Genomic DNA, 21,584 nt, shown 5'->3' with positions numbered 1-21,584 from the left:
AGAGGGTTGGGGTGAGGGGTGGCCCTTCCGGCCAGAGAGAATCATCAAGGAGAAAGAACATGCGCATCGCACTAGACCCCTACATGTACCGCACCCTGTCCCTGGGCAAGATGGTCGATAAGGTCGCCGAGCTCGGTTACGAACACATCGAACTCTCGCCCCGGGAAGATTTCCTGCCGTTCTACAAAGCTCCGCGGGTCGACAAGGCGCGAATCAAGGAATTTCGCAAAGCCCTGAGCGACACCGGGGTCAAGCTCTCTTCCTTATTACCGATGTACCACTGGGCCGCTGCCGACGAAGGTTTGCGAGTTGCCGCCGTACGCAACTGGAAACGCGCGATCCAGATTGCCGTGGAGATGGACTGCGAGCTGGTCAACACCGAGTTCACCGGCCAGTCAGACAACCCGCTGGTGTGCGAGAACCAGTTCATGCGCTCCATGGACGAGCTGATCCCGGAGTTCGAGCGCGAAGGTATCAAACTTGATATCCAGGCCCACCCGTACGACTTCTGCGAGCGTAACAACGAATCGGTGGACATCATTCGCGGTCTGGATCGCGAGTGGATCAACTACCTCTACGCCGCGCCGCACACCTTCTTCTATGACGACGGCAAAGGCGATATTGCCTCGATGCTCAAGTATGCCGGGGCGAAGCTGAGCCACCTGATCATCGCCGACACCTACAACCACAAGGCTTCTTCCGGGTTGCGCTACATCGTCAATCCACCGGGTGTCGTTGCCACCGTGCACCAGCATCTGGACATCGGTCAGGGTGAAGTCGATTGGGACGCGTTTTTCGGTACCTTGCGCGAGATCCAGTTCGACGGTATCGCCACGGTCTCGGTGTTTGCATGGGAAGACCGGCCGGATGAATCCAACCGGATGATGCTTGAACGCGTGACCCGCGAGCTTTGCCAATAACCTCGAAACCGATCGTTCCCACGCAGAGCGTGGGAACGATCAAGAAGGAGTTGATTCATGCGTATCGGACTTGTCGGTTACGGCCATGGCGGCCGGTTTTTCCATGCTCCGCTGATCAGCAGTTTGCCGGCGGCGACGTTCGTGGGTGTGGTCACCCGTTCACCGGAGCGCCGACAATTGCTGGCGGCCGAGCACCCAGGGGTGCCGGCGTTCGACAGCATCGGCCAACTGGTGGAGGCCGGGATCGATGTGCTGGTGGTGTCCACGCCGCTCAAGGGCCGTCCGGCACTGGTGCTCGATGGCATCGAACACGGTGTGGCGGTGGTCAGCGACAAACCGTTCGCCGCTGATGCGCAGCAAGCTCAAACCCTGATCACCATGGCTGAGCGCCAGGGCGTGCGGCTCAGCGTCTACCAGAACCGTCGCTGGGATTCGGACTTCCTGACCGTGCGCAAACTCATCGAATCCGGTGCGCTGGGCCAGATCACCCGTTTCGAATCGCGGATCGAGCGTTACTCACCGCAGGCGGTGAACAACGGCAGTGGCGGTGGCTTCCTGCGCGATCTCGGTAGCCATCTGGTGGATCAGGCGTTGCTGTTGTTCGGCCCGGTGACACGGGTCTACGCCGAACTGGATTACCTGGAAAAAGGCCAGGTCTTCGATAACGGCTTCTTTATGTCCCTGATCCACGCCAGCGGCGTCACCTCCCACCTGGGTGGCAGTTGTCTGCAAAACACACCCGGCCCACGCTTTCGGGTGACCGGCACCCAAGGTTGTTACAGCGTCGATGGCCTGGACGGGCAAGAAGAATCGGCACTCGCCGGGCTCTCGCCAAAATCCGAAGGTGAGCGCTGGGGTGTTGAAGAGCATCGCCGCTGGGGCTGGTTCGAACAGGGCGAAGTGCGCGAACGGGTTCCCTCCGAGCGCGGTTGCTGGAATCAGTTCTATTTACAGCTGCAAGCCGCGTTGCAGAGCGGTGGCCCGCTGCCTGTGGACGCCCGTGATGCACTGGCGACTACCCGCGTGCTAGACGCTGCGCGACTGAGCGCCGAGCGGCATCAAGTGGTGGAATTGAGCCCGTTCAAGAGCCATGGAATAAAATCAGAATAAAATTCTAAAATGAGTTGATATAGAAATTATATTCTAATAGAGTCATTTCCAGCGACCTGCCTCGCAACCTGTTTCAACCCTTTTCCCGCTTGCCTGCTTACTGAAATCGTCACGCCTCATCCATAAAACCAACAAGAATGTGGAGAAAGACTTTTCATGAAGACCAAGACCCGCTTCGCCTCACTTGCCTTGTCCCTGATGTTCGCCAGTGGCGCGGCGCTCGCCGATATGAAGATCGGCGTCAGCATGTCCCAATTCGATGACACCTGGCTGACCTACCTGCGCGAATCCATGGACAAGAAAGCCAAGTCCTATCCCGATGGCGTGCAGCTGCAATTCGAAGACGCCCGCAGCGACGTGGTCAAGCAGTTGAGTCAGGTCGAAAACTTCATCAGCCAGAAGGTCGATGCCATTGTGGTCAACCCGGTGGATACCGCCGCCACCCGGAAAATCACCGAAGCCGCCGTCAAGGCCGGCATCCCGCTGGTGTATGTCAACCGCCGGCCCGATGACCTGAAACTGCCCAAAGGCGTCGTGACTGTCGCCTCCAACGATCTGGAGGCCGGTGAAATGCAGATGCAGTACCTGGCCGACAAGATGGGCGGCAAGGGCGACATCGTGATTCTGCTGGGCGACCTCGCGAACAACTCCACCACCAACCGTACCAAGGGCGTCAAAGACGTACTGGTCAAATACCCGAACATCAAGATCGAGCAAGAGCAGACCGGCACCTGGCTGCGGGATAAAGGCATGACCCTGGTCAACGACTGGCTGACCCAGGGCCGCAAGTTTGACGCGATTATCGCCAACAACGACGAAATGGCGATCGGTGCTGCGATGGCCCTTCAACAGGCTGGCGTCGAGAAAGGCAGCGTCCTGATCGCAGGTGTCGACGGTACGCCGGACGGCTTGAACGCGATCAAGAAAGGCAACATGACGGTGTCGGTGTTCCAGGACGCCAAGGGTCAGGCCGACGGTTCGATCGACACCGCTGTGAAAATGGCCAAGAACGAGCCGGTTGAACAGGCCGTGTGGGTGCCATACCGCTTGATCACCCCGCAAAACGTCGACACGTTCAAATAGCCCGTCCGTTCAATAACAACAATAAACACGCAAGGTTGCGACCGCGACCTTGCTGATGGAGTACCTGATCATGTTCGCTTCAGCGACTGCTTCGAGCACCCCGTTGGTGGGTAACCAGCCAGCTGCAACACCTGTCGATGAGCCGTACCTGCTGGAGATCATCAACGTCAGCAAGGGATTTCCCGGTGTGGTGGCTTTGTCCGATGTGCAGCTTCGGGTACGCCCCGGTTCCGTGCTGGCCCTGATGGGCGAAAACGGCGCGGGCAAATCCACCCTGATGAAAATCATTGCCGGCATCTATCAGCCGGACGCCGGTGAACTGCGCCTGAGAGGCAAACCGGTGGTTTTCGAAACGCCATTGGCTGCGCTCCAGGCCGGGATCGCGATGATCCACCAGGAACTCAACCTGATGCCGCACATGAGCATCGCCGAGAACATCTGGATCGGCCGTGAGCAGCTCAACGGTTTCCACATGATCGACCACCGGGAAATGCATCGCTGCACCGCGAAACTGCTGGAACGCCTGCGGATCAACCTCGATCCGGAAGAGCAGGTCGGCAACCTGAGCATCGCCGAACGGCAGATGGTCGAGATCGCCAAAGCCGTGTCCTACGATTCCGACATCCTGATCATGGATGAACCGACCTCGGCCATCACCGACAAGGAAGTTGCGCATCTGTTCTCGATCATTGCCGACCTCAAGAGTCAGGGCAAAGGCATCATCTACATCACCCACAAAATGAACGAAGTGTTCAGCATCGCCGATGAAGTGGCGGTGTTCCGTGACGGCGCCTACATCGGCCTGCAACGGGCCGACAGCATGGACGGCGACAGCCTGATTTCGATGATGGTCGGCCGCGAGCTGAGCCAGTTGTTCCCGGTGCGTGAAAAGCCGATCGGCGATCTGCTGCTGTCGGTGCGCGACCTTAAACTGGACGGCATTTTCAAGGATGTTTCCTTCGACCTGCACGCTGGCGAGATCCTCGGCATCGCCGGGTTGATGGGCTCGGGGCGGACCAACGTCGCCGAAGCGATTTTCGGCATCACCCCGAGCGACGGTGGCGAGATTCGCCTCGACGGCGAGGTGGTGCGCATCAGTGATCCGCACATGGCGATCGAGAAGGGCTTCGCGTTACTGACCGAAGATCGCAAGCTCAGCGGCCTGTTTCCGTGCCTGTCGGTGCTGGAGAACATGGAAATGGCGGTGTTGCCGCATTACGCCGGCCACGGTTTCATCCAGCAAAAAGCCCTGCGCGCCTTGTGCGAAGACATGTGCAAGAAGCTGCGGGTCAAGACCCCGTCGCTGGAGCAGTGCATCGACACGCTGTCCGGCGGTAATCAGCAGAAGGCGTTGTTGGCTCGCTGGCTGATGACCAATCCACGGATCCTGATTCTCGACGAGCCGACCCGCGGTATCGACGTCGGCGCCAAGGCCGAGATCTACCGGCTCATCTCATACCTCGCCAGCGAAGGCATGGCGGTGATCATGATTTCCTCGGAGCTGCCGGAAGTGCTCGGCATGAGCGACCGGGTGATGGTCATGCACGAGGGCGACCTGATGGGCACCCTCGACCGCAGCGAAGCGACCCAGGAACGAGTGATGCAATTGGCCTCGGGCATGTCCGCGGTTCACTAATGGATGCCGGCGCTGGTTGTGGCCAGCGTCGGCGACGCGATAGAAGGGTGAGTGTTTATGAACGCGATACTGGAAAACAAGCCAGCAACGGCACCGGTCAAGAGTCGCCGGCGCTTTCCGACCGAATTGAGTATTTTTCTGGTGCTGATTGGCATCGGCCTGGTCTTTGAAGTGTTTGGCTGGATCGTGCGCGACCAGAGTTTCCTGATGAACTCCCAGCGTCTGGTGCTGATGATCCTGCAGGTGTCGATTATCGGTCTGCTGGCGATCGGCGTGACCCAGGTCATCATCACCACCGGCATTGACCTGTCTTCCGGCTCGGTGCTGGCGCTGTCGGCGATGATCGCTGCCAGTCTGGCCCAGACGTCGGACTTTGCCCGGGCGGTGTTCCCGTCGCTGACTGACTTGCCGGTGTGGATCCCGGTGATTGCCGGGCTCGGGGTGGGACTGCTGGCGGGGGCGATCAACGGCAGCATCATTGCCATCACCGGTATCCCGCCGTTCATTGCCACCCTTGGCATGATGGTCTCGGCCCGTGGCCTCGCGCGTTACTACACCGAAGGCCAACCGGTGAGCATGCTCTCGGATTCCTACACGGCGATCGGACACGGCGCGATGCCAGTGATCATTTTCCTGGTGGTGGCGGTGATCTTTCACATCGCCCTGCGTTACACCAAGTACGGCAAGTACACCTACGCCATCGGCGGCAACATGCAGGCGGCGCGTACCTCGGGGATCAACGTCAAGCGGCATCTGGTGATCGTCTACAGCATCGCAGGTTTGCTGGCAGGCCTGGCGGGTGTGGTGGCGTCGGCACGGGCTGCGACCGGGCAGGCCGGGATGGGCATGTCTTATGAGCTGGACGCGATTGCCGCGGCCGTGATCGGCGGCACCAGCCTGGCCGGCGGAGTAGGGCGCATCACCGGCACGGTGATCGGCGCACTGATCCTCGGGGTCATGGCCAGCGGTTTCACCTTTGTCGGCGTCGATGCCTACATTCAGGACATCATCAAAGGCCTGATCATCGTGGTCGCAGTGGTCATCGATCAGTACCGCAACAAGCGCAAACTCAAGCGCTGACCCGCCGATAAAGCAGCCAATGCGCCACGCCTGACCCGCGTGGCGCAACCATTTGTCTTCTATATACAGCCGCTCGATTGAATTTCTTGCTATAAACGCACTCCGATAACCATCGCAAAGACTGCCGTAGAGCACTTTCAGGGCTTAGTCGGACAAATTCGCTGTCTTTTCAGTTGCTGAGGCCTCAAGTCGGCCTTAGACTGCCGCCCCTCGTAAATTGAGTGCCGGGTGGCGCTTGGAATTACACGGCGCCGTTCTGATGGCCAACCCAGGTCCGCCGGAACGCTCCCTAATTCGCCTTAATGCACGTTTTTTTATAGAGATATCAATGACAAAGGACAAGTTGCTGGCCATGCCGGCGGATGACTACATGAATGCCGAGCAACATGCTTTTTTCTCTGAGCTGTTGCAGAACATGAAAGTCGAAACCCATGAGCGCATCGAACAGAACCGCATCGCCATCGAAAGCCTGGACACCCCGGCCGATCCGGCCGACGCTGCTTCTGTTGAAGAAGAGCGCACCTGGCTGGTGAACGCGATCGATCGCGACCAACGCATGCTGCCTCAGTTGGAACAGGCTCTGGAACGCATCAAGGAAGACAGCTTTGGCTGGTGCGACGACAGCGGCGAGGCCATTGGCCTGAAGCGCCTGCTGATCAGCCCGACCACCAAGTACTGCATCGAAGCTCAAGAGCGTCACGAACAGATCGACAAGCACCAGCGTCAGGCCTGATTTCGTAACGCCCCGCATCGCGGGCAAGCCTCACTCCTGTCAGGAGCAAGGCTTGCCCGCGATGCTTTTTTTCGTCTGCGAAAAACCCGCGTACTTCTATTGATCTGCTGCAATGCCCACTACTAATGGATCATAGATAATGGCCTTGTAGTGGCGTTTAATGCCGATACAACAATTAGAATTATTTGTGGGGTGACGAAGATGACGCGTGACGGATCTCTGGTTGCAGCAGCGTCTGCACCCGTGCTTTTGCCGAAAAACCTTTGGCTGACGCCGACCCTGCAAAGCATCGCCCTGATGCTGTTGTTGTGCGGCATGACGCTGGGCGGTTGGTCGCTTTACCTTGGCCTGCCATTGGCGATGCTGGTTATATGGCTACCTCGCTTGCGCTCGCGCGCCACCCCTGAGGCAACCCCCACCGACAGCACCAGCGCAATTGCCGAGTTGACTCGCGATCTTTCCTACACCACCAGTCATAACGCGTTGTCTGCCGCTGGCGTGGCCTTTTCGGTCAAGCAACTGGCCGACAAACTGCAATCGCAGCTCGGTGCCGCGGCGCAGATTGTCAGCAACGCCGAAGTAATGATCGCGACCGAACAAGCCACCTCGACACTCAGCCGGGAAGCGCTCAGCGCGGCCAGCGAGGCTCATCAGAGCAGCGAGGCAGGGCGTACGGAGCTGATCGAGTCCATCGCCCGTATGCATCAACTCAGTCAGCGCGCCAGCAACAGCCGTGAACTGATCGAAGCCCTGAGTCTGCGCAGTGATGATATCCAACGGGTCACCCTGGTGATCCAGTCCATCGCCAGCCAGACCAATCTGCTGGCATTGAACGCGGCTATCGAGGCGGCGCGGGCCGGCGAACATGGTCGCGGATTTGCGGTGGTGGCCGATGAGGTTCGCGGCCTGGCCGCGCGCACCGCGACGGCCACTGGTGAAGTCGGGGAGATGGTCGCTGATATTCAGCAACGCACCGCGCAAGTGGTGGAGCAGATCCGTCAACTGTCCAGCGACCTCGACACCGGTGTCGAACAGGTCGAGCACACCGGTCAGCACCTGGAGAACATTGCGCGTCTGGCTGCCGGCGTCGAAAGCCAGGTCGGGGAAATAGCCAAGGGCGCCGACACCAACCGCGAACAACTCGATAGCCTGTTTCACGCCATCGAACAGATGCGCAGCGATCTGGCGATCAGTGATCAACAGACCCAGCGTCTGGCCCAGGCCGCCGTGCAAATGGAAGGTCAGGCCGAAACCATCAGCGAACGCCTCGCCGAAGTCGGGCTGGATGACTATCACCAGCGGATTTATGACCTGGCCCGTGAAGGCGCGAGTCAGATTGCAGCGCGTTTTGAAGCGGATATCGATGAGGGCCGCGTGAGCCTCGATGACCTGTTTGACCGCAATTACCAAACCATTCCCAACACCAGCCCGGCCAAATACCAGACCCGCTTCGATCGCTACGCCGATCAGGTCTTGCCGGCGATCCAGGAACCCTTGTTGCCGCGCCATGAAGGCCTGGTGTTCGCCATCGCCTGTACGCAGCAGGGCTATGTGCCGACCCACAACAAGGTCTTCAGCCAACCACTGACCGGTGATGCGCAGGTCGATACCTTGCAGAACCGCACCAAACGCAAATTCGCCGACCGCACCGGTATCCGCTGCGGCAGTCACCAGCAGGCCGTACTGCTGCAAACCTACACCCGGGACACCGGTGAACTGATGCACGACCTCTCGGTGCCGATCATGCTCAAGGGCCGGCATTGGGGTGGTTTGCGATTGGGTTACAAGCCAGAAAACCCTCGTTGATTGACCGGCTATTGTTACCGGTTCAACAACGAAGCTGTGCAGTTGCGTTGCTGTTTCCTCGCGGATGAACTCATTACCATGCCTACATAGTTAGGTTGCTAATGAAGTTCGAGAGGTCAGCATGCAAAGCAGAGTCGATGTCGCGGTCATGATAGGCAGCGGTGTGCCTGCCAGTTTGCGTTCGCTGGGGAAGCGTGCTTGTTGGGTGGTGCTGCTGAATGGCGAGCGCCGCGGAACGGCATTCTCAAGTCGCGAAGAGGCGCAGGAGTGCAGGGCTGCCTGGTTGGCGCAACTGAACGCCGAAACACCCGACAGCCTGCACAGAGTCAGAGGCTAGTGAATCTGATGCATGCGCAGGTTCAGGTCGTCGACCACCCGCGCCCAATCCGCGTCTTCACGCAATTGTTCTTTCAGGAAGCCTGCTTGCTGCGGGGTCCAGAACTCGGCATCGATGAGTTTCTTGTCGTCGGCCAGGGGTGAATGACTGGCAATGAAATCGTCGATGGCCTTTTCGCTGGAGTTCAGGCCGAGTTGGTCGAACAAACCTTTCAAGTCATGTGTCGGTGAATCCATGTTCATCTCCTTGCGGGTCGCGTCGAGTGCGAGATCTGAGGGGCGGCTTCAATAGATCTGAGAGAGCCGCGCTTCAGGAGTTCGATGGCGATGTTCAAAAGCAGAAGTGAGCATAGACTGCAAACCGACTATCAGGCTTTCAATGCACCTTCATCGACGGCAACCTTCAGCGCCTTCGCGGCATCCTGGGCGGCAATGGTGGCGACGTCCGAGGTCTTGAACCAGCGATCCTTCTCGACCTGGTGATACGTCACGGTGGTCAGCGGTGGTTTGGCGCGCATGACAATGACTGCCTGGAATTCGCCTTCGACCTCTCTGGCTTCGCCCCGGATAAAAAATTCACCGATATCAAATTCCGTCACGTAGCCGCCTTCCCTTGAAAATATTCTGTTGTTTTGAACGCCGCCCACCCTGGGGACGGATTTCATTGGTCGGGCAGTATGGCAGTAGTTGCATGCCGGCGGCTGAGTTAAGTCGCCGGCGTGACGAAGCGTCTATGGAAATGAACGTGGCGGGACCGTCAACCGCATAACTCGAGCGAGCGGGCAAGGGCGCAGGCTTCGTTATGATTGCCGCGGAAACCTCTGACGCGGCCGGTGGAAATTTCCTTGATATGAAAAAAGGCATTACCGGCCAAAATGACCTGAAAACGTGGCCGGGCAAGCTCTTCAGGGCAGTATTCATGCGGTTGAAACATCCCTGGGGGCAGTGTCCTCGAGCTGTTCGTGTTAGGCGCCTGAGGGTAAGCAAAATGTGTCAGCGTGCACATATGAAGTCCTTTTCGTTGTTTTACCGACGTGCGTACGTGGTTTTGGGTAGTCTCGATGAGCATCGCTGCTCTAGAATCACCGTCAGTGTTTGGCGATCGATGTTCATCTAAAGCAATTTTTTGCTGGCGATATGTCGGAAAAGTGCTTTTTTTAAAGAGTTTTTTCCCTAAAGTTGGTAGTCCCGTTTTTCTGGCCGTCGGAAGGGCTTTTTCCTTCAACCTCTGACGAACGCCAGGCAAGACGACGTGAGTGTTGTTCCAGTAGTCTTCTCAAGCCTCGCGATGGATGAGCCCTCTGCTCGTTCCAGGATTTCAACCCGGGCCTTTTTGCAACACCTTCGGCATTGCCGCTTTTTTCTGCTGTGCGCTGTTTTCCTGCGTGCAGCATCATTTTCAGATGTGGGGATGTTTCCTTGGCAGTAAGTAATCTCGATATGCATGCTTTGTTCGTGCTGGGTGATTTGCGCGCAAAGCTGGTTAAACAGTTCCAGTCACGTTTTGTTTACATCACCGAACAGAACGCTGAAGGCATTTATATTGCCGAGATCGACACCGAAGAGGCGCTGGTGGTTGATGACAAACCTGGGCTTAAGCTCAAGGTCGGCGATCATTTCAGCGCCTCTGTATTGCCCAGTCGCGAAGGCGGCAAGCTGGACATCAAGTTCCGCGAAATCAAACTGACGGTTTACGGCCTGGGTGATTACGCGTTCGTCACCACCGCTGATGGCCACGGGATCGTGTTCAAGGAAGGTCATGGCGTGGTGATGGTGTTCGCCGCTCACCAACAGTTGCAGGAAGGCCTGACCAAAACCCTGAAAGCCGTGACCGCCAAGGCTGCCAAGTGGCGCAAAGGGGAACTGGTCACCTTCAAGGCCAGCGAATAATGACCCTGACCCGCGCCGACTTCCACGAACAGAACCAGGCCAGTGCGCAAGCCGAAGCCCAGCGCCTGTTCGAGCAGAAGGCTGTTTTGCAAGGTGCATGGCTGGGTTGGGTGGCGTCACAGATCTATACGTTGCGTCCGGCGGAATACGCCAGCATGGTACGAAGAGCGTTGGCGCGCTTGCAGGAACCTCCCGAAATCTGATTGACCTCCCTCGAAAGCAGGAACCTCTACTACAGTCAGTTGACTGAGTATTCAGAGGCTTTGCGGTCTTCTGCCAGGCCATCCTGCTATTGCTGTGAACAGCACGAGGTGCAAAAGCATGAACGGATTTCGACGGTTACTGGCCGCTACTCTGGCCACTTTCGGTTTGTTGGCTTCACCCGTTCCAGTGTTCGCTGCCCAGGCGCCGATCCACTTCGCCGACCTGAACTGGGAAAGTGGCAGCCTGATCACCGATATCCTGCGGATCATTGTCGAGAAGGGCTACGGGCTGCCGACCGATACGTTGCCGGGGACGACCATCACCCTGGAGACCGCACTCGCCAACAATGACATTCAGGTGATTGGCGAAGAATGGGCTGGTCGCAGTCCGGTCTGGGTCAAGGCTGAGGCCGAAGGCAAAGTCGCGAGTCTCGGCGATACGGTCAAGGGCGCCACCGAGGGTTGGTGGGTGCCCGAATATGTGATCAAGGGCGACCCGGCGAAAGGCATCAAGCCGCTGGCGCCGGGCCTGCGCAGTGTCAGCGACCTGCCGAAATACAAGGACGTGTTCAGAGATCCGGAAACCCCGGGCAAGGGACGCTTCCTCAACAGCCCAATCGGCTGGACGTCGGAAGTGGTCAACAAACAGAAACTCAAGGCGTATGGGCTGGACGACAGCTATGTGAATTTCCGCAGCGGTTCCGGCGCAGCGCTGGATGCGGAGATCAGTTCTTCGATTCGGCGCGGCAAACCGGTGCTGTTCTATTACTGGTCGCCAACTCCGTTGCTTGGCCGCTTCAAACTGGTTCAGCTCGAAGAGCCGCCGTTCGACGCCGATGCCTGGAAAACCCTGACAGACGCCGACAATCCAAATCCGAAACCGACTCGCTCGCTGCCCTCGAAGCTGTCCATTGGCGTGTCCGCGCCATTCCAGAAACAGTATCCGCAGATTGCCGAGTTCTTCACCAAGGTCGATTTGCCAATCGATCCATTGAACAAGGCGCTGGCCGAGATGAGCGTAAAACACACTCCGCCACGGCAGGCGGCGCAGGCGTTCATGAAGGCGCACCCGGACGTGTGGCAGGCCTGGGTGCCCAAGGAAGTGGCCGACAAGGTGTCTGCAGAATTGAAGTAAAGGGTGGGCCATGGCGGTGCAAAGTCATCGATCAGCACTGATGGCAGTCCGCCATTGCTGACGAATACCCTTACAAAATCGTTCAAGGAAGTTCATTCTGCTGCGACATTTCACGCTGGAAGTCCGAACATGAGCCTATTGATCGCGCAATGGATGGCTGCCATCTTCCTGTTGATCAGCCTGATCCACCTGTACTGGGCGGCAGGTGGCACGTTGGGTAGCGAGGCGGCGGTCCCGCGAATATCCGCAGAGGGCGGCGCGCAATCCAGGCCGGCCTTCAAACCTTCAGGCTTTGCCACGTTGCTGGTGGCGGTCGGGTTACTGCTGATTGCGATGCTGGTGTGCTTGCGAGTCGGCCTGTATCTGCCGACGGTGAATCACTGGTCGCTGCAATGGGTGATCAGCGCGATTGCGATGCTGATGTTCGCCAGGGCGATCGGCGATTCGCATCTGATGGGGTTCTTCAAACAGGTGAAGGATTCGAAGTTTGCCCGGCTCGACACCTGGGCTTATTCGCCGTTGTGCGTGGTGTTGGGGGCTGGGTTGTTGGCAGTCGCCTGGATCTGACTCGACCGGACTATCGCTATCGCGAGCAGGCTCGCTCCCACATTGGATTTTCAGTGAACACAGATTTTGTGTCTGACAGAGATCAACTGTGGGAGCGAGCCGGCTCCGGGCGGCGTTCCGACGAAGAGGCCCCCACAATCAATACAAATCTGCGAACTTAACTCCCGCTCTCCGTGCGCCGACTGCTCACCTCGGCCGGCACATCATCCCCCGCCATACGCTTGCGAAACAGCGCCGCCCGCGCCAGCAGCAACGTGGTCACCGGCACCGTAATCGACAACAGAATCGGAATCAGCCAGGCATGCAACACAGGCCCGGACTTGAGTGCCGAAAAGTAAATGATCGAGGCCAGCGCCACACACCAGGCGCCCAATGTCGACGCCAGCGCCGGCGGGTGCATACGCTGGAAGTAGTCCTTCATCCGCACCAGGCCAATGGCGCCGATCAGCGCAAACAGACTGCTGAGCACCAGCAGGAGCGCCACTGGAATTTCAACCCACAGAGACAGTTCTGCGCTCATTCGATCACCTCGCCACGCAGGAGGAATTTCGCCAGGGCAAACGAGCCGACGAAACCGAACAGCGCAATCAGCAGCGCCGCCTCGAAGTAAGTGTCACTGGCATAACGAATGCCCAGCGCAAGCATCATCAGCATCGCGATGATGTACAGGTAATCCAGCGCCAGAACCCGGTCCTGGGCCGACGGCCCCTTGAACAGCCTGATCAGGGTCAGAATCATCGCCAGCGAAAAGATGAACAGGCTCAGCAGGATTGCGTTCGACAGCAAGGCGCTCATTCGAAGATCTCCATCAAGGGGCGCTCGTAGGTTGCCTTGAAGTGCTGGATGAACAGCGCTTCGTCATCCAGATCGAAGACGTGCAGCAACAGAATGCTGCGGTCCAGCGCCAGTTCCGACCACACCGTGCCGGGAATCACTGTGCAGATCATCGACAACGCGGCCAGGCCATTGGCGTCACGCAAGTCCAGCGGTACCTTGATGAAGTGTGAACGCGGTGGACGGCGACCGACGTTGAGCACGCCCCAGGCCACGGCGAGGTTGGACACCACCACATCGCGACCGACAAGAAAGAACAAACGCACAATCACGCCCGGCCGACGAATACGAATCGGCAGTGGCCGCAGCTTGCGCATCATCAAAGGCGCGCAGAACCCCAGCACCGCGCCCAGCAGCAGATTGCCGGGACTCATCGACAGGTTCAGCACCAGCCACAGCAACCACAGCGCCAGCGACAACCAGGGAGCAGGAAACAGACGCTTCATGGTGTGACCTCCGCTACCGCGGCTTTGGCTTCCGGGCTTGGAATCGCACGGGTGCCGAGCACCGCCATCACGTATTGTTGCGGGTTGTTCAAGGCTTGGGCGGCCGCCTGGGTGTAGCGCAGCAGCGGTTCAGCCTTGAAGGTCAGCGCAATGCTCAAGCCCAGCAGCGCAATGATCGGCACGCATTCGAAACGTCGCAGCAACGGCGACGGCCGCTCCTCAGGCGTCCAGAAACGCTGGATGCCCAAGCGCGAGAACGCGATCAACGATGCCAGCCCGGACAGTATCAACAACGCGAGCAAGCCCCACGCGGCATTGGAAACCGGCTCATCGCTGCCATTGCCCAGGCCCAGCGGATTGAGCAGGGCGCTGAGCAAGCCGAGTTTGCCAATGAATCCCGAGAGCGGCGGCATGCCGATGATCAGCAGCGAGCAGGCAATGAAGCTCAACCCGAGGAACGCCATGGTCCAGGGAATCACCTGGCCGACCACGGCTTTCTGCTCGTCATCGAGGTTGATGCCTTTGGGCGGCTGCAAGGATTCCATCGGTCGCGGCAGATCGCCGTCATCGAACAACGGCATTTCATTGGCCGAACGCGAACGCTCGATCAACTCGGCCAACAGGAACAACGCGCTCAACGCCAGGGTCGAGCTGACCAGGTAGAACAGCGCCGCGCCGATCAGGTTCGGCTGGGCGAAACCGATGGCCGACAGCAGAATCCCGGCAGACACCAGAATACTCAGGCTGGCCAGGCGCTCGAGTCGTTGTGCGGCGAGAATCGCGACGGCGGCGCAGACGATGGTCGCCATGCCGCCGTAGACCAGCCAGTCGCCGCCAAAGTACGCCGACGCGCCGGCCTGGCCGGAAAACAGCAAGGTCCACAGACGCAGCAAGGTGTAGACGCCGACCTTGGTCATGATCGCGAACATCGCCGCCACCGGCGCGCTCGCCGCGGAATAGGCCGGCACCAACCAGAAGTTCAGCGGCCACATCCCGGCCTTGGCCAGGAACGCCACGGCCAGAATCCCTGCTCCGGCATGCAGCAGGCCGCGATCGGCTTCCGGCACCAGCGGAATTTTCAGCGCCAGGTCAGCCATGTTCAGAGTGCCGGTGACGCCGTAGATCAGCGCCGCGCCGATCAGAAACAGCGACGAGGCCAGCAGGTTGATCGAGATGTAATGCAGCCCCGACGACACCCGCGACCGACCCGAACCATGGAGCATCAGGCCATAAGAGGCCGCCAGCAACACTTCAAAAAACACAAACAGGTTGAACAGGTCCGCCGTCAGGAACGCGCCATACAGGCCCATCATCTGAATCTGGAACAGCGCGTGGAAACTCGAACCGGCGCCGTCCCAACGGGCCATGGCGAACAGCAGGGCGCTGACGCCGATGATCCCGGTCAGCACCAGCATCAGCGCCGACAGTCGATCGACCACCAGCACGATACCAAACGGCACCTGCCAGTTGCCCGGCAGGTATACGCCGATGGAGCCGGGGACACCCGTCTCCTGGGTCCATTGCAGCAACAGCACCGCGATGCCCAGTCCCACCAGGCTGGAAAACAGGTTGATCTTGGCCTTCAGCGGACGGTGTTTCTCGCCCAGCATCAGCATCACGGCAGCGGTCAGCAGCGGCAGCAGAATCGGTGCAGCGATCAGGTGCGGCATCAGATTCATTCTTTAGGCTCCCGGCCATCCACATGGTCGGTACCGGTCAGGCCCCGGGAAGCCAGCAGCACCACCAGAAACAGCGCGGTCATGGCGAAGCTGATCACGATCGCGGTCAACACCAGCGCTTGCGGCAGCGGGTCGGTGTAGTGCAACAGATTCTGCGGCACGCCGTCCTTGATGATCGGCTCCTTGCCGATAAACAGGCTGCCCATGCTGAAGATGAACAGATTGACGCCGTAGGACAGCAGGCACAGGCCCATCACCACCTGAAACGTTCGTGGCCGCAGGATCAGCCAGACCCCGGACGCGGCCAGCACGCCGATGGCGATTGCGATGACTTCTTCCATCAGACGGTTCCTTGCGTGGCGACGGATCGAGGCAGGGCAGCGGTCTTGTGACCCCGTACCGATTGGTGAGCGAGGGCGGTGAGGATCAACAGGGTCGAACCGACCACCACGGCGTACACGCCAATGTCGAAGAACAGCGCACTGGCGATGTGAATGTCGCCGAATACCGGCAGTTCGAAATGCCAGGTGTGGGTGGTCAGGAACGGATACCCGACGGCCATCGCCCCGAGCCCGGTGACCGTGGCGAACAGCAGACCAGTGCCCATCCAGCGCAGCGGTCGCAGGCTCATTTGCGCCTCGACCCACTGGGTGCCGGCGACCATGTATTGCAGGATGAACGCTACGGACATCACCAGACCCGCGACAAAACCGCCGCCCGGTTGATTGTGGCCGCGCATGAACAGGTAGACCGACACGACAAAGGCGATCGGCAACAGCAGGCGCACCAGCACCGCCGGTACCATCATGAACCCGAGCGCGGTGTCGCTGGCGTGACGCGGGTTGACCAGGTCGGTGACCACGTCGGGTGCCAGCAGACGTTGCTGGGCCGGCAATTGCAGGCTTTCTTTCGGAGGTCGGAAGCGTCGCAGCAGGGCGAATACGGTCAGGGCCACGGCCACCAGCACGGTAATTTCACCGAGGGTGTCGAAGCCGCGGAAGTCCACCAGCATCACGTTGACCACGTTGCTGCCGCCGCCTTCGGGCAGGGCACGGCTGAGGTAGAACGAGGAAATGTCGTTCGGCGTCTGGCGCGTCAGCATCGCGTAGGCCAGCAACGCCATGCCGCCACCGACCACGGTCGACAGCAGCAAGTCGCGGATACGGCGGATGCGCGCCTTGCGCAGGGTGCTTGGCAGCGGCGAAACGTCTTCGATCCGGCGCGGCAACCAGCGCAAACCGAGGAGGATCAACACCGTGGTCACCACTTCCACGGCCAATTGCGTCAGCGCCAGGTCCGGCGCCGAGAACCAGACGAAGGTGATGCAGGTCATCAGGCCACAGACGCTGACCATGGTCAGGGCCGCGAGCCGGTGATACTTGGCCTGCCACGCCGCGCCGAGGGCGCAGGCAATCGCCAGCAGCCAGAGGGTCACGAACACGATCGAACCCGGAATCTTCGGCCGGTCGCCCCAGCTCAGGCTGCTGTGGAGCATCGGGATCAACCCGGCCAACACGGCCGCGAGCACCACCAGGAACAATTGGGTTTGCAGGCGCTTGGTGCTGATCCGCCGCTCGAGACGACGGGCCAGGCGCATCATGATCACCAGGCTGCGTTCGAACAGGCGCTTGCCGTTGAACCGGCCAATGATCGGCGGGTACTTGAAACGCCCGTGTTTGAGCTGATTGCGCAACAGCAGATAAAGCACGATGCCGCAGGACATGGCGATCAGGCTCATGATCATCGGCGCGTTCCAGCCGTGCCAGATCGCCAGGCTGTATTCAGGCAAGGTGCCGCCCACCACCGGCAGGGCCGCCGCGGCCAGCAACGGGCCGACCACCTGCGCCGGGAAAATCCCCACGACCAGGCAGGCGAACACCAGCAACTCCACCGGCGCGCGCATCCAGCGTGGCGGTTCGTGCGGGGTGTGCGGCAAGTCGGTGGCGGTCGGGCCGAAGAACACATCGACGGTAAAGCGCAGCGAGTAGGCAACGCTGAAAGTGCCGGCGATGGTCGCGACGATGGGCAGCGTCATCTCGATCCAGGCTGTGGCATTGATGAACACGGTTTCGGCGAAGAACATTTCTTTCGACAGGAAGCCGTTGAGCAGCGGCACGCCGGCCATCGAGGCGCTGGCGACCATGGCCAGGGTGGCCGTGAACGGAATCAGCTTGATCAGGCCGCTGAGCTTGCGAATGTCCCGGGTGCCGCTTTCGTGGTCGATGATCCCGGCGGCCATGAACAGCGAAGCCTTGAACGTGGCGTGGTTGAGAATGTGAAACACCGCGGCCACAGCGGCCAGCGGACTGTTCAGGCCCAGCAGCAGGGTGATCAGGCCCAGGTGGCTGATGGTCGAGTAGGCCAGCAGCCCCTTGAGATCGTTCTGGAACATCGCGCAGTACGCGCCGAGCAACAGGGTGCAGGCACCGGCGCCGCTGACGATGTAGAACCATTCTTCACTGCCGGACAGCGACGGCCACAGCCGTGCGAGTAGAAACACCCCGGCCTTGACCATGGTCGCCGAGTGCAGGTAGGCCGAAACCGGTGTCGGCGCCGCCATGGCGTGGGGCAGCCAGAAGTGGAAGGGGAATTGCGCGCTTTTGCTCAGGGCGCCGATCAGGATCAGGGGTAGCAGAATAGGGTAGAGGGCGTGTGCGCGAATCAGATCGCCGGCGGCCAGGACCTTGTCCAGGTCATAGCTGCCGACCACATGGCCGAGCAGCATGACCCCCGCCAGCAAGCACAAACCACCTGCGCCGGTGACCATCAGCGCCATATAGGCACCGCGTCGCGCATCGGCGCGGTGGTGCCAGTAACCGATCAACAGGAATGAAAAGAGGCTGGTCAGCTCCCAGAAAAACACGATCTGGATCAGGTTGCCGGAGATCACCAGCCCGAGCATGGCGCCCATGAACGCCAGGAAAAACGCGAAGAACCGCGGCACCGGATCGTCCGGCGACATGTAGTAGCGGGCGTACAACGAAACCAGCGTGCCGATGCCCAGCACCAGCATCGAGAATAGCCAGGCGAACCCGTCCATGCGCAGGACGAAGTTCAGGCCAAGGCTGGGCAACCAGAAAAATTCTTCGCGGATCACGCCGCCATCGGCGATTTGCGGGTACAGCAGGGCAACCTGAACAGTGCCTATCAAGGCAACCAGACCAGCCAACAAAGATTCGGTGTTACGCGCGTTGTGCGGCAGCAAGGCTGCCAGACAGCTGCCGATAAAAGGCAGAAGCAGTAGAACTATCAGGGACATAGGCTTCTAATCTGCGGAAGTTTGTGAAGCATCATACGTGCCAGCTCTCGGATCACCAAACGCCAAGCTGTCGCAGAATCCTACAAGGTAGACGGAAAAAACCTGATTCACATTGTTTCCAGGGGCCGGTTTCAACCGTTTCGGCCCCTTCGCGAGCAAGCCCGCTTGCTCGCGAAGGGGCCCTGACAGTCAACATCAATCTCGGCGATCAAACGGCTACCGTCAGACCTGCGCCCGAAGCTGCCGACCCAACACATCCATCACATCACACCCATCGCGCAGCAACATTGCCGCCGCATGCGCGAGTTGCTGCACATCGGCCCCCTTTGCTTGAGTGATATCAAGGCTGGTCAGACTTTCCATCATCTGCGTCACGGCCAGAAACCGTGTGGCCGCGTTGCTGTGCAACAAATCCAACGGCGCTTGAGTGGCGACCAGCAACACCGGGATGTCGCAGTCATTGTTGATCATCGGCATATGCGGGTTCATGCGTCACCTCCAGCTTGGGCTGCGTGCATCCCATCAATGGATGCTTGAACCAACGAGCGCGCAGTACCAAGCATTTGCTGGCTGGCCCAGCGTAATGAAACTTTGTGTTCAGGGCGGGTGGCGGTGGGGGCTTGATGGGCGAGGGTTTCGGCGCAGCTGAGGTAGAGCGCGGCGTGTTCGAGGGCATCGAGTAATGGGATATCGGGTTGTACGGCGAAGAGGTGGTGGTCGACGTGGTCGCAGCGGGCGAAGAGGGGTGGATTTTGTGGTGGAGTTATTCATTGATTTAACTCTTGAGAAAGTAAGAGCTGCCACCTGTTTGCCGTCAAACGAATGGGTGGCAACTGTGCGCAGGTTGACGGACCGGTCCCAAGAACCCGGCGCACCCGAAGATGCCCCATGCACAGTTACCATATGGCTTTGCCGCGGACGAATAGGTACGCGCACAAAGTTAAGGAACTCTACGTCTTGAGGATGCAGCCGAGCCGTCAAACCCGATCACGAATGAGTCGTGACAGACGCGCGGATAGGGAGTGAGGGCAGGGCAGTCAACCGGCCAAAGGCCAAAACAGCTGCTTTGCTAGTAGGTATGCTCCGGGGCTCACAACAACGCAAAATCCATTTTGCGGATCATGTACTATTCGCGATTCTTGATGTTCAAAGGAGAGAAATCATGGCAGGAAAGCCAGTTGCGCGACTTGGAGACCCAGGAAGTCACGGCGGAAACATCACGACCGGCTCAAGCCCTATTTTTGTCAACACTCTCCCGATAGCCTTGGTGGGAGATATCTACTCCTGTCCCATTCACGGCAGCAATCCAATAACAACGGGTGCCCCACACGTTTTTGGACTCGGTAAAGATGTGGCACATGTCGGATCGTTAACGGCTTGCGGCGCCACAATCACAGCAGGTTCTCCAGATACATTTGTCGGCGATGCTGGGGCCAGCGGTGCCAGTAATATTTTCCGCAAACTTTTGCAGGAAAAGACTTTCGTCGAATTTCAATTACTCAATAACAGAGAAGAGCCGATTCCCAACGAGTCGTATGAATTGACACTGCCAGATGGGGCGGTGATCGCCGGCGTTCTCGATGAAAATGGATTTGTTCATGTGCCAAATGTCCCGCGGGGAAGCTGCAGCATAAAATTTCCAAAACTTGAAGATACGGAACATCTTTAATGGTTGACTCTACTAAGGCGTCGGGTACGACGCAGGCGGCAAAAACTGTAGGGGCACCAGGCAAAACTACCAAAACTAATCAGTTGGTAGTTTCCGGTGCCTACATGGAGTTACTGGTCGGTGGTCCTTATACTCGTGACAAGGAAGAGCACCTTTTTGGGCACGCGGCGCTTCATGTTGTCGTGGGTAGCAAAGACATTACGTACGATTTCGGACGTTATGGGAAAACCTGGGGAACCTTTGATAGTGAAGGCGAGGGTGTATTAAATGTCTGGACCTCTTTCAAGGCTTACATTTCTGGAGAAAACAGCCTCGGGCGGACAACGACCGGTTTTGTCTACTTTTTGGAAAACACCAAGGCTGAAGCGGTGATTGCTCACTTTGATGGGGTCGTGGCACAGAAAAAAGAGCTAAGAAAAAAGACCGCTACCGCGACACGTTACGTTTTACCAGCGAATTATCATCCAACCACCAACAATTGCACGACGGTGACAATTGATGGAGCCAAGGTTTCAGGCAAGGCGATCGTGCAGAACCCTGCCGAGTATCGGGAGATGAGAGGGCTTTCCTGGACAGAGAGGCAGGCGGCGCGCACGCAGAAATGGACACAGGATGGCATTTTTATGCCAGCAGACTTGCAGGCTATGCTCGAAGGGAATACCGAGGCGCGTTATGACAAAAAGAATGTTTACAAGTAACAAGTTTCCTTTTTGGCTAGCAGGGTTGATTTTGATCAATTCGGTCGTTTTGGCATTTGTTGTGATTAATAACGTTACGAGGTCGCACGATATGAAAATGATTAAGACTAAAGAACCGTTGCTTATTGAGGGGCCGAATGGCGATGAAAACTATTATGTGCTGCCTCTCGGCACCACGCTTTATCATGACAAGAGCTTTCCTGAAGGGCATGACCGTTATGTCGTTTACTTGAATCATAAGGGTGCAATAGCACACGAAGAAGTGCCGATGAAGCCGGAATATGGAGGCTCGTTTATCGATCCGCTTTGGATGTCAAATATTGATGCCGATACGCTGAAGGAAATCTTCAAGCGCTTCCCGCTTTCGAAGGAAGATGTGGCTGCGGCCATAAAGTCTAACGGCTTCACCAGAGATGATCTCGCTGACATTATCCGGTCATTACCAGAGTGAGCGCGGGATCAGACTGATCCTGGAAAGTTGGGAGCTTGAACGTCGGTTG

General features: G+C 58.6%; 26 protein-coding genes. 15 read left to right on the top strand and 11 right to left on the bottom strand.

The window, feature by feature from the left end; all coding sequences use genetic code 11:
* The first annotated feature begins 59 nt into the window (after positions 1-59).
* From JFU47_RS07060 to JFU47_RS33085, 8 genes are all read left to right on the top strand, one after another.
* Complete coding sequence (locus JFU47_RS07060; protein WP_201182060.1) at positions 60-920, top strand: sugar phosphate isomerase/epimerase family protein; 861 nt, start codon at positions 60-62, stop codon at positions 918-920.
* Between the two features lie 57 nt (positions 921-977).
* Positions 978-2,030 (top strand): Gfo/Idh/MocA family protein, encoded by a 1,053-nt coding sequence (locus JFU47_RS07055; RefSeq protein WP_201182059.1) that lies wholly within the window; start codon positions 978-980, stop codon positions 2,028-2,030.
* 156 nt (positions 2,031-2,186) lie between these two features.
* Entirely contained in the window at positions 2,187-3,113 is a 927-nt protein-coding gene (locus tag JFU47_RS07050; RefSeq protein ID WP_201182058.1) for a sugar ABC transporter substrate-binding protein, read from the top strand.
* Between the two features lie 70 nt (positions 3,114-3,183).
* A complete protein-coding gene (locus JFU47_RS07045; RefSeq protein ID WP_201182057.1) occupies positions 3,184-4,749 on the top strand; it encodes a sugar ABC transporter ATP-binding protein in 1,566 nt (521 codons plus the stop codon).
* Between the two features lie 57 nt (positions 4,750-4,806).
* Positions 4,807-5,829: an ABC transporter permease gene (locus tag JFU47_RS07040; protein WP_008153855.1), complete on the top strand. Its 1,023-nt coding sequence runs from the start codon at positions 4,807-4,809 to the stop codon at positions 5,827-5,829.
* A 328-nt stretch (positions 5,830-6,157) separates the two neighbouring features.
* Positions 6,158-6,562: a TraR/DksA family transcriptional regulator gene (locus JFU47_RS07035; protein ID WP_007907888.1), complete on the top strand. Its 405-nt coding sequence runs from the start codon at positions 6,158-6,160 to the stop codon at positions 6,560-6,562.
* Between the two features lie 201 nt (positions 6,563-6,763).
* On the top strand, positions 6,764-8,368 hold the full coding sequence (locus tag JFU47_RS07030) for a methyl-accepting chemotaxis protein (RefSeq protein WP_201182056.1): 1,605 nt from the start codon (positions 6,764-6,766) through the stop codon (positions 8,366-8,368).
* 121 nt (positions 8,369-8,489) lie between these two features.
* A complete protein-coding gene (locus tag JFU47_RS33085; RefSeq protein WP_242485090.1) occupies positions 8,490-8,705 on the top strand; it encodes a hypothetical protein in 216 nt (71 codons plus the stop codon).
* On the opposite strand, the gene JFU47_RS07025 is transcribed toward JFU47_RS33085, so the two are convergent.
* From JFU47_RS07025 to JFU47_RS07015, 3 genes are all read right to left on the bottom strand, one after another.
* Positions 8,702-8,941, bottom strand: a complete 240-nt coding sequence (locus tag JFU47_RS07025; protein WP_123367236.1) for a DUF2789 domain-containing protein — start codon at positions 8,939-8,941, stop codon at positions 8,702-8,704. The two genes, JFU47_RS33085 and JFU47_RS07025, sit on opposite strands and share 4 nt — an antisense overlap.
* 131 nt (positions 8,942-9,072) lie before the next feature.
* Positions 9,073-9,303, bottom strand: coding sequence for a hypothetical protein (locus tag JFU47_RS07020; protein ID WP_201182055.1), 231 nt, complete (start codon positions 9,301-9,303; stop codon positions 9,073-9,075).
* A gap of 158 nt (positions 9,304-9,461) precedes the next feature.
* Positions 9,462-9,710 carry a hypothetical protein gene (locus JFU47_RS07015; RefSeq protein WP_201182307.1) on the bottom strand — a complete coding sequence of 83 codons (249 nt, stop codon included), beginning with the start codon at positions 9,708-9,710 and terminating at the stop codon, positions 9,462-9,464.
* A 413-nt stretch (positions 9,711-10,123) separates the two neighbouring features.
* Here JFU47_RS07015 and JFU47_RS07010 point away from each other — a divergent pair, with 413 nt between their 5' ends.
* The 4 genes from JFU47_RS07010 to JFU47_RS06995 all read left to right on the top strand — a co-directional run bounded on the left by JFU47_RS07010 (position 10,124) and on the right by JFU47_RS06995 (position 12,499).
* Positions 10,124-10,594, top strand: a complete 471-nt coding sequence (locus tag JFU47_RS07010; RefSeq protein WP_076031578.1) for a hypothetical protein — start codon at positions 10,124-10,126, stop codon at positions 10,592-10,594.
* Entirely contained in the window at positions 10,594-10,797 is a 204-nt protein-coding gene (locus tag JFU47_RS07005) for a hypothetical protein (protein WP_201182054.1), read from the top strand. The genes JFU47_RS07010 and JFU47_RS07005 overlap by 1 nt, the downstream gene beginning before the upstream one ends.
* 118 nt (positions 10,798-10,915) lie before the next feature.
* Positions 10,916-11,932, top strand: a complete 1,017-nt coding sequence (locus JFU47_RS07000; RefSeq protein ID WP_140682185.1) for an ABC transporter substrate-binding protein — start codon at positions 10,916-10,918, stop codon at positions 11,930-11,932.
* Between the two features lie 129 nt (positions 11,933-12,061).
* Positions 12,062-12,499 (top strand): DUF3995 domain-containing protein, encoded by a 438-nt coding sequence (locus JFU47_RS06995; protein WP_123367232.1) that lies wholly within the window; start codon positions 12,062-12,064, stop codon positions 12,497-12,499.
* A gap of 157 nt (positions 12,500-12,656) precedes the next feature.
* On the opposite strand, the gene JFU47_RS06990 is transcribed toward JFU47_RS06995, so the two are convergent.
* From JFU47_RS06990 to JFU47_RS06955, 8 genes are all read right to left on the bottom strand, one after another.
* Entirely contained in the window at positions 12,657-13,019 is a 363-nt protein-coding gene (locus JFU47_RS06990) for a Na+/H+ antiporter subunit G (RefSeq protein ID WP_201182053.1), read from the bottom strand.
* Positions 13,016-13,294 carry a K+/H+ antiporter subunit F gene (locus JFU47_RS06985; RefSeq protein WP_008151692.1) on the bottom strand — a complete coding sequence of 93 codons (279 nt, stop codon included), beginning with the start codon at positions 13,292-13,294 and terminating at the stop codon, positions 13,016-13,018. The genes JFU47_RS06990 and JFU47_RS06985 overlap by 4 nt, the downstream gene beginning before the upstream one ends.
* On the bottom strand, positions 13,291-13,779 hold the full coding sequence (locus JFU47_RS06980) for a Na+/H+ antiporter subunit E (protein ID WP_201182051.1): 489 nt from the start codon (positions 13,777-13,779) through the stop codon (positions 13,291-13,293). The genes JFU47_RS06985 and JFU47_RS06980 overlap by 4 nt, the downstream gene beginning before the upstream one ends.
* Entirely contained in the window at positions 13,776-15,458 is a 1,683-nt protein-coding gene (locus JFU47_RS06975) for a monovalent cation/H+ antiporter subunit D (RefSeq protein WP_201182049.1), read from the bottom strand. Before JFU47_RS06975 ends, JFU47_RS06980 begins: the two co-directional genes overlap by 4 nt.
* On the bottom strand, positions 15,455-15,799 hold the full coding sequence (locus JFU47_RS06970) for a Na+/H+ antiporter subunit C (protein WP_123367228.1): 345 nt from the start codon (positions 15,797-15,799) through the stop codon (positions 15,455-15,457). The genes JFU47_RS06975 and JFU47_RS06970 overlap by 4 nt, the downstream gene beginning before the upstream one ends.
* The gene (locus tag JFU47_RS06965; RefSeq protein ID WP_201182046.1) at positions 15,799-18,717 is read right to left on the bottom strand and encodes a monovalent cation/H+ antiporter subunit A; all 2,919 of its coding nucleotides are present in this window, start codon (positions 18,715-18,717) and stop codon (positions 15,799-15,801) included. Before JFU47_RS06965 ends, JFU47_RS06970 begins: the two co-directional genes overlap by 1 nt.
* 222 nt (positions 18,718-18,939) lie before the next feature.
* The gene (locus tag JFU47_RS06960) at positions 18,940-19,206 is read right to left on the bottom strand and encodes a short-chain dehydrogenase (RefSeq protein ID WP_201182044.1); all 267 of its coding nucleotides are present in this window, start codon (positions 19,204-19,206) and stop codon (positions 18,940-18,942) included.
* Positions 19,203-19,484, bottom strand: a complete 282-nt coding sequence (locus tag JFU47_RS06955) for a DUF3077 domain-containing protein (protein WP_201182305.1) — start codon at positions 19,482-19,484, stop codon at positions 19,203-19,205. Before JFU47_RS06955 ends, JFU47_RS06960 begins: the two co-directional genes overlap by 4 nt.
* A 395-nt stretch (positions 19,485-19,879) precedes the next feature.
* Here JFU47_RS06955 and JFU47_RS06950 point away from each other — a divergent pair, with 395 nt between their 5' ends.
* The 3 genes from JFU47_RS06950 to JFU47_RS06940 all read left to right on the top strand — a co-directional run bounded on the left by JFU47_RS06950 (position 19,880) and on the right by JFU47_RS06940 (position 21,535).
* A complete protein-coding gene (locus tag JFU47_RS06950) occupies positions 19,880-20,386 on the top strand; it encodes a PAAR domain-containing protein (protein WP_201182042.1) in 507 nt (168 codons plus the stop codon).
* The gene (locus JFU47_RS06945; RefSeq protein ID WP_201182040.1) at positions 20,386-21,084 is read left to right on the top strand and encodes a hypothetical protein; all 699 of its coding nucleotides are present in this window, start codon (positions 20,386-20,388) and stop codon (positions 21,082-21,084) included. The genes JFU47_RS06950 and JFU47_RS06945 overlap by 1 nt, the downstream gene beginning before the upstream one ends.
* 97 nt (positions 21,085-21,181) lie before the next feature.
* Complete coding sequence (locus JFU47_RS06940; RefSeq protein WP_242485089.1) at positions 21,182-21,535, top strand: hypothetical protein; 354 nt, start codon at positions 21,182-21,184, stop codon at positions 21,533-21,535.
* Positions 21,536-21,584 lie beyond the last annotated feature (49 nt).

This window comes from Pseudomonas sp. TH39(2020), assembly GCF_016650715.1.
Classification (GTDB): Bacteria; Pseudomonadota; Gammaproteobacteria; order Pseudomonadales; family Pseudomonadaceae; genus Aquipseudomonas; species Aquipseudomonas mandelii_C.
Note: the sequence above shows the minus strand (reverse complement) of the source record. Positions and strands in the feature narration are given on the sequence as shown.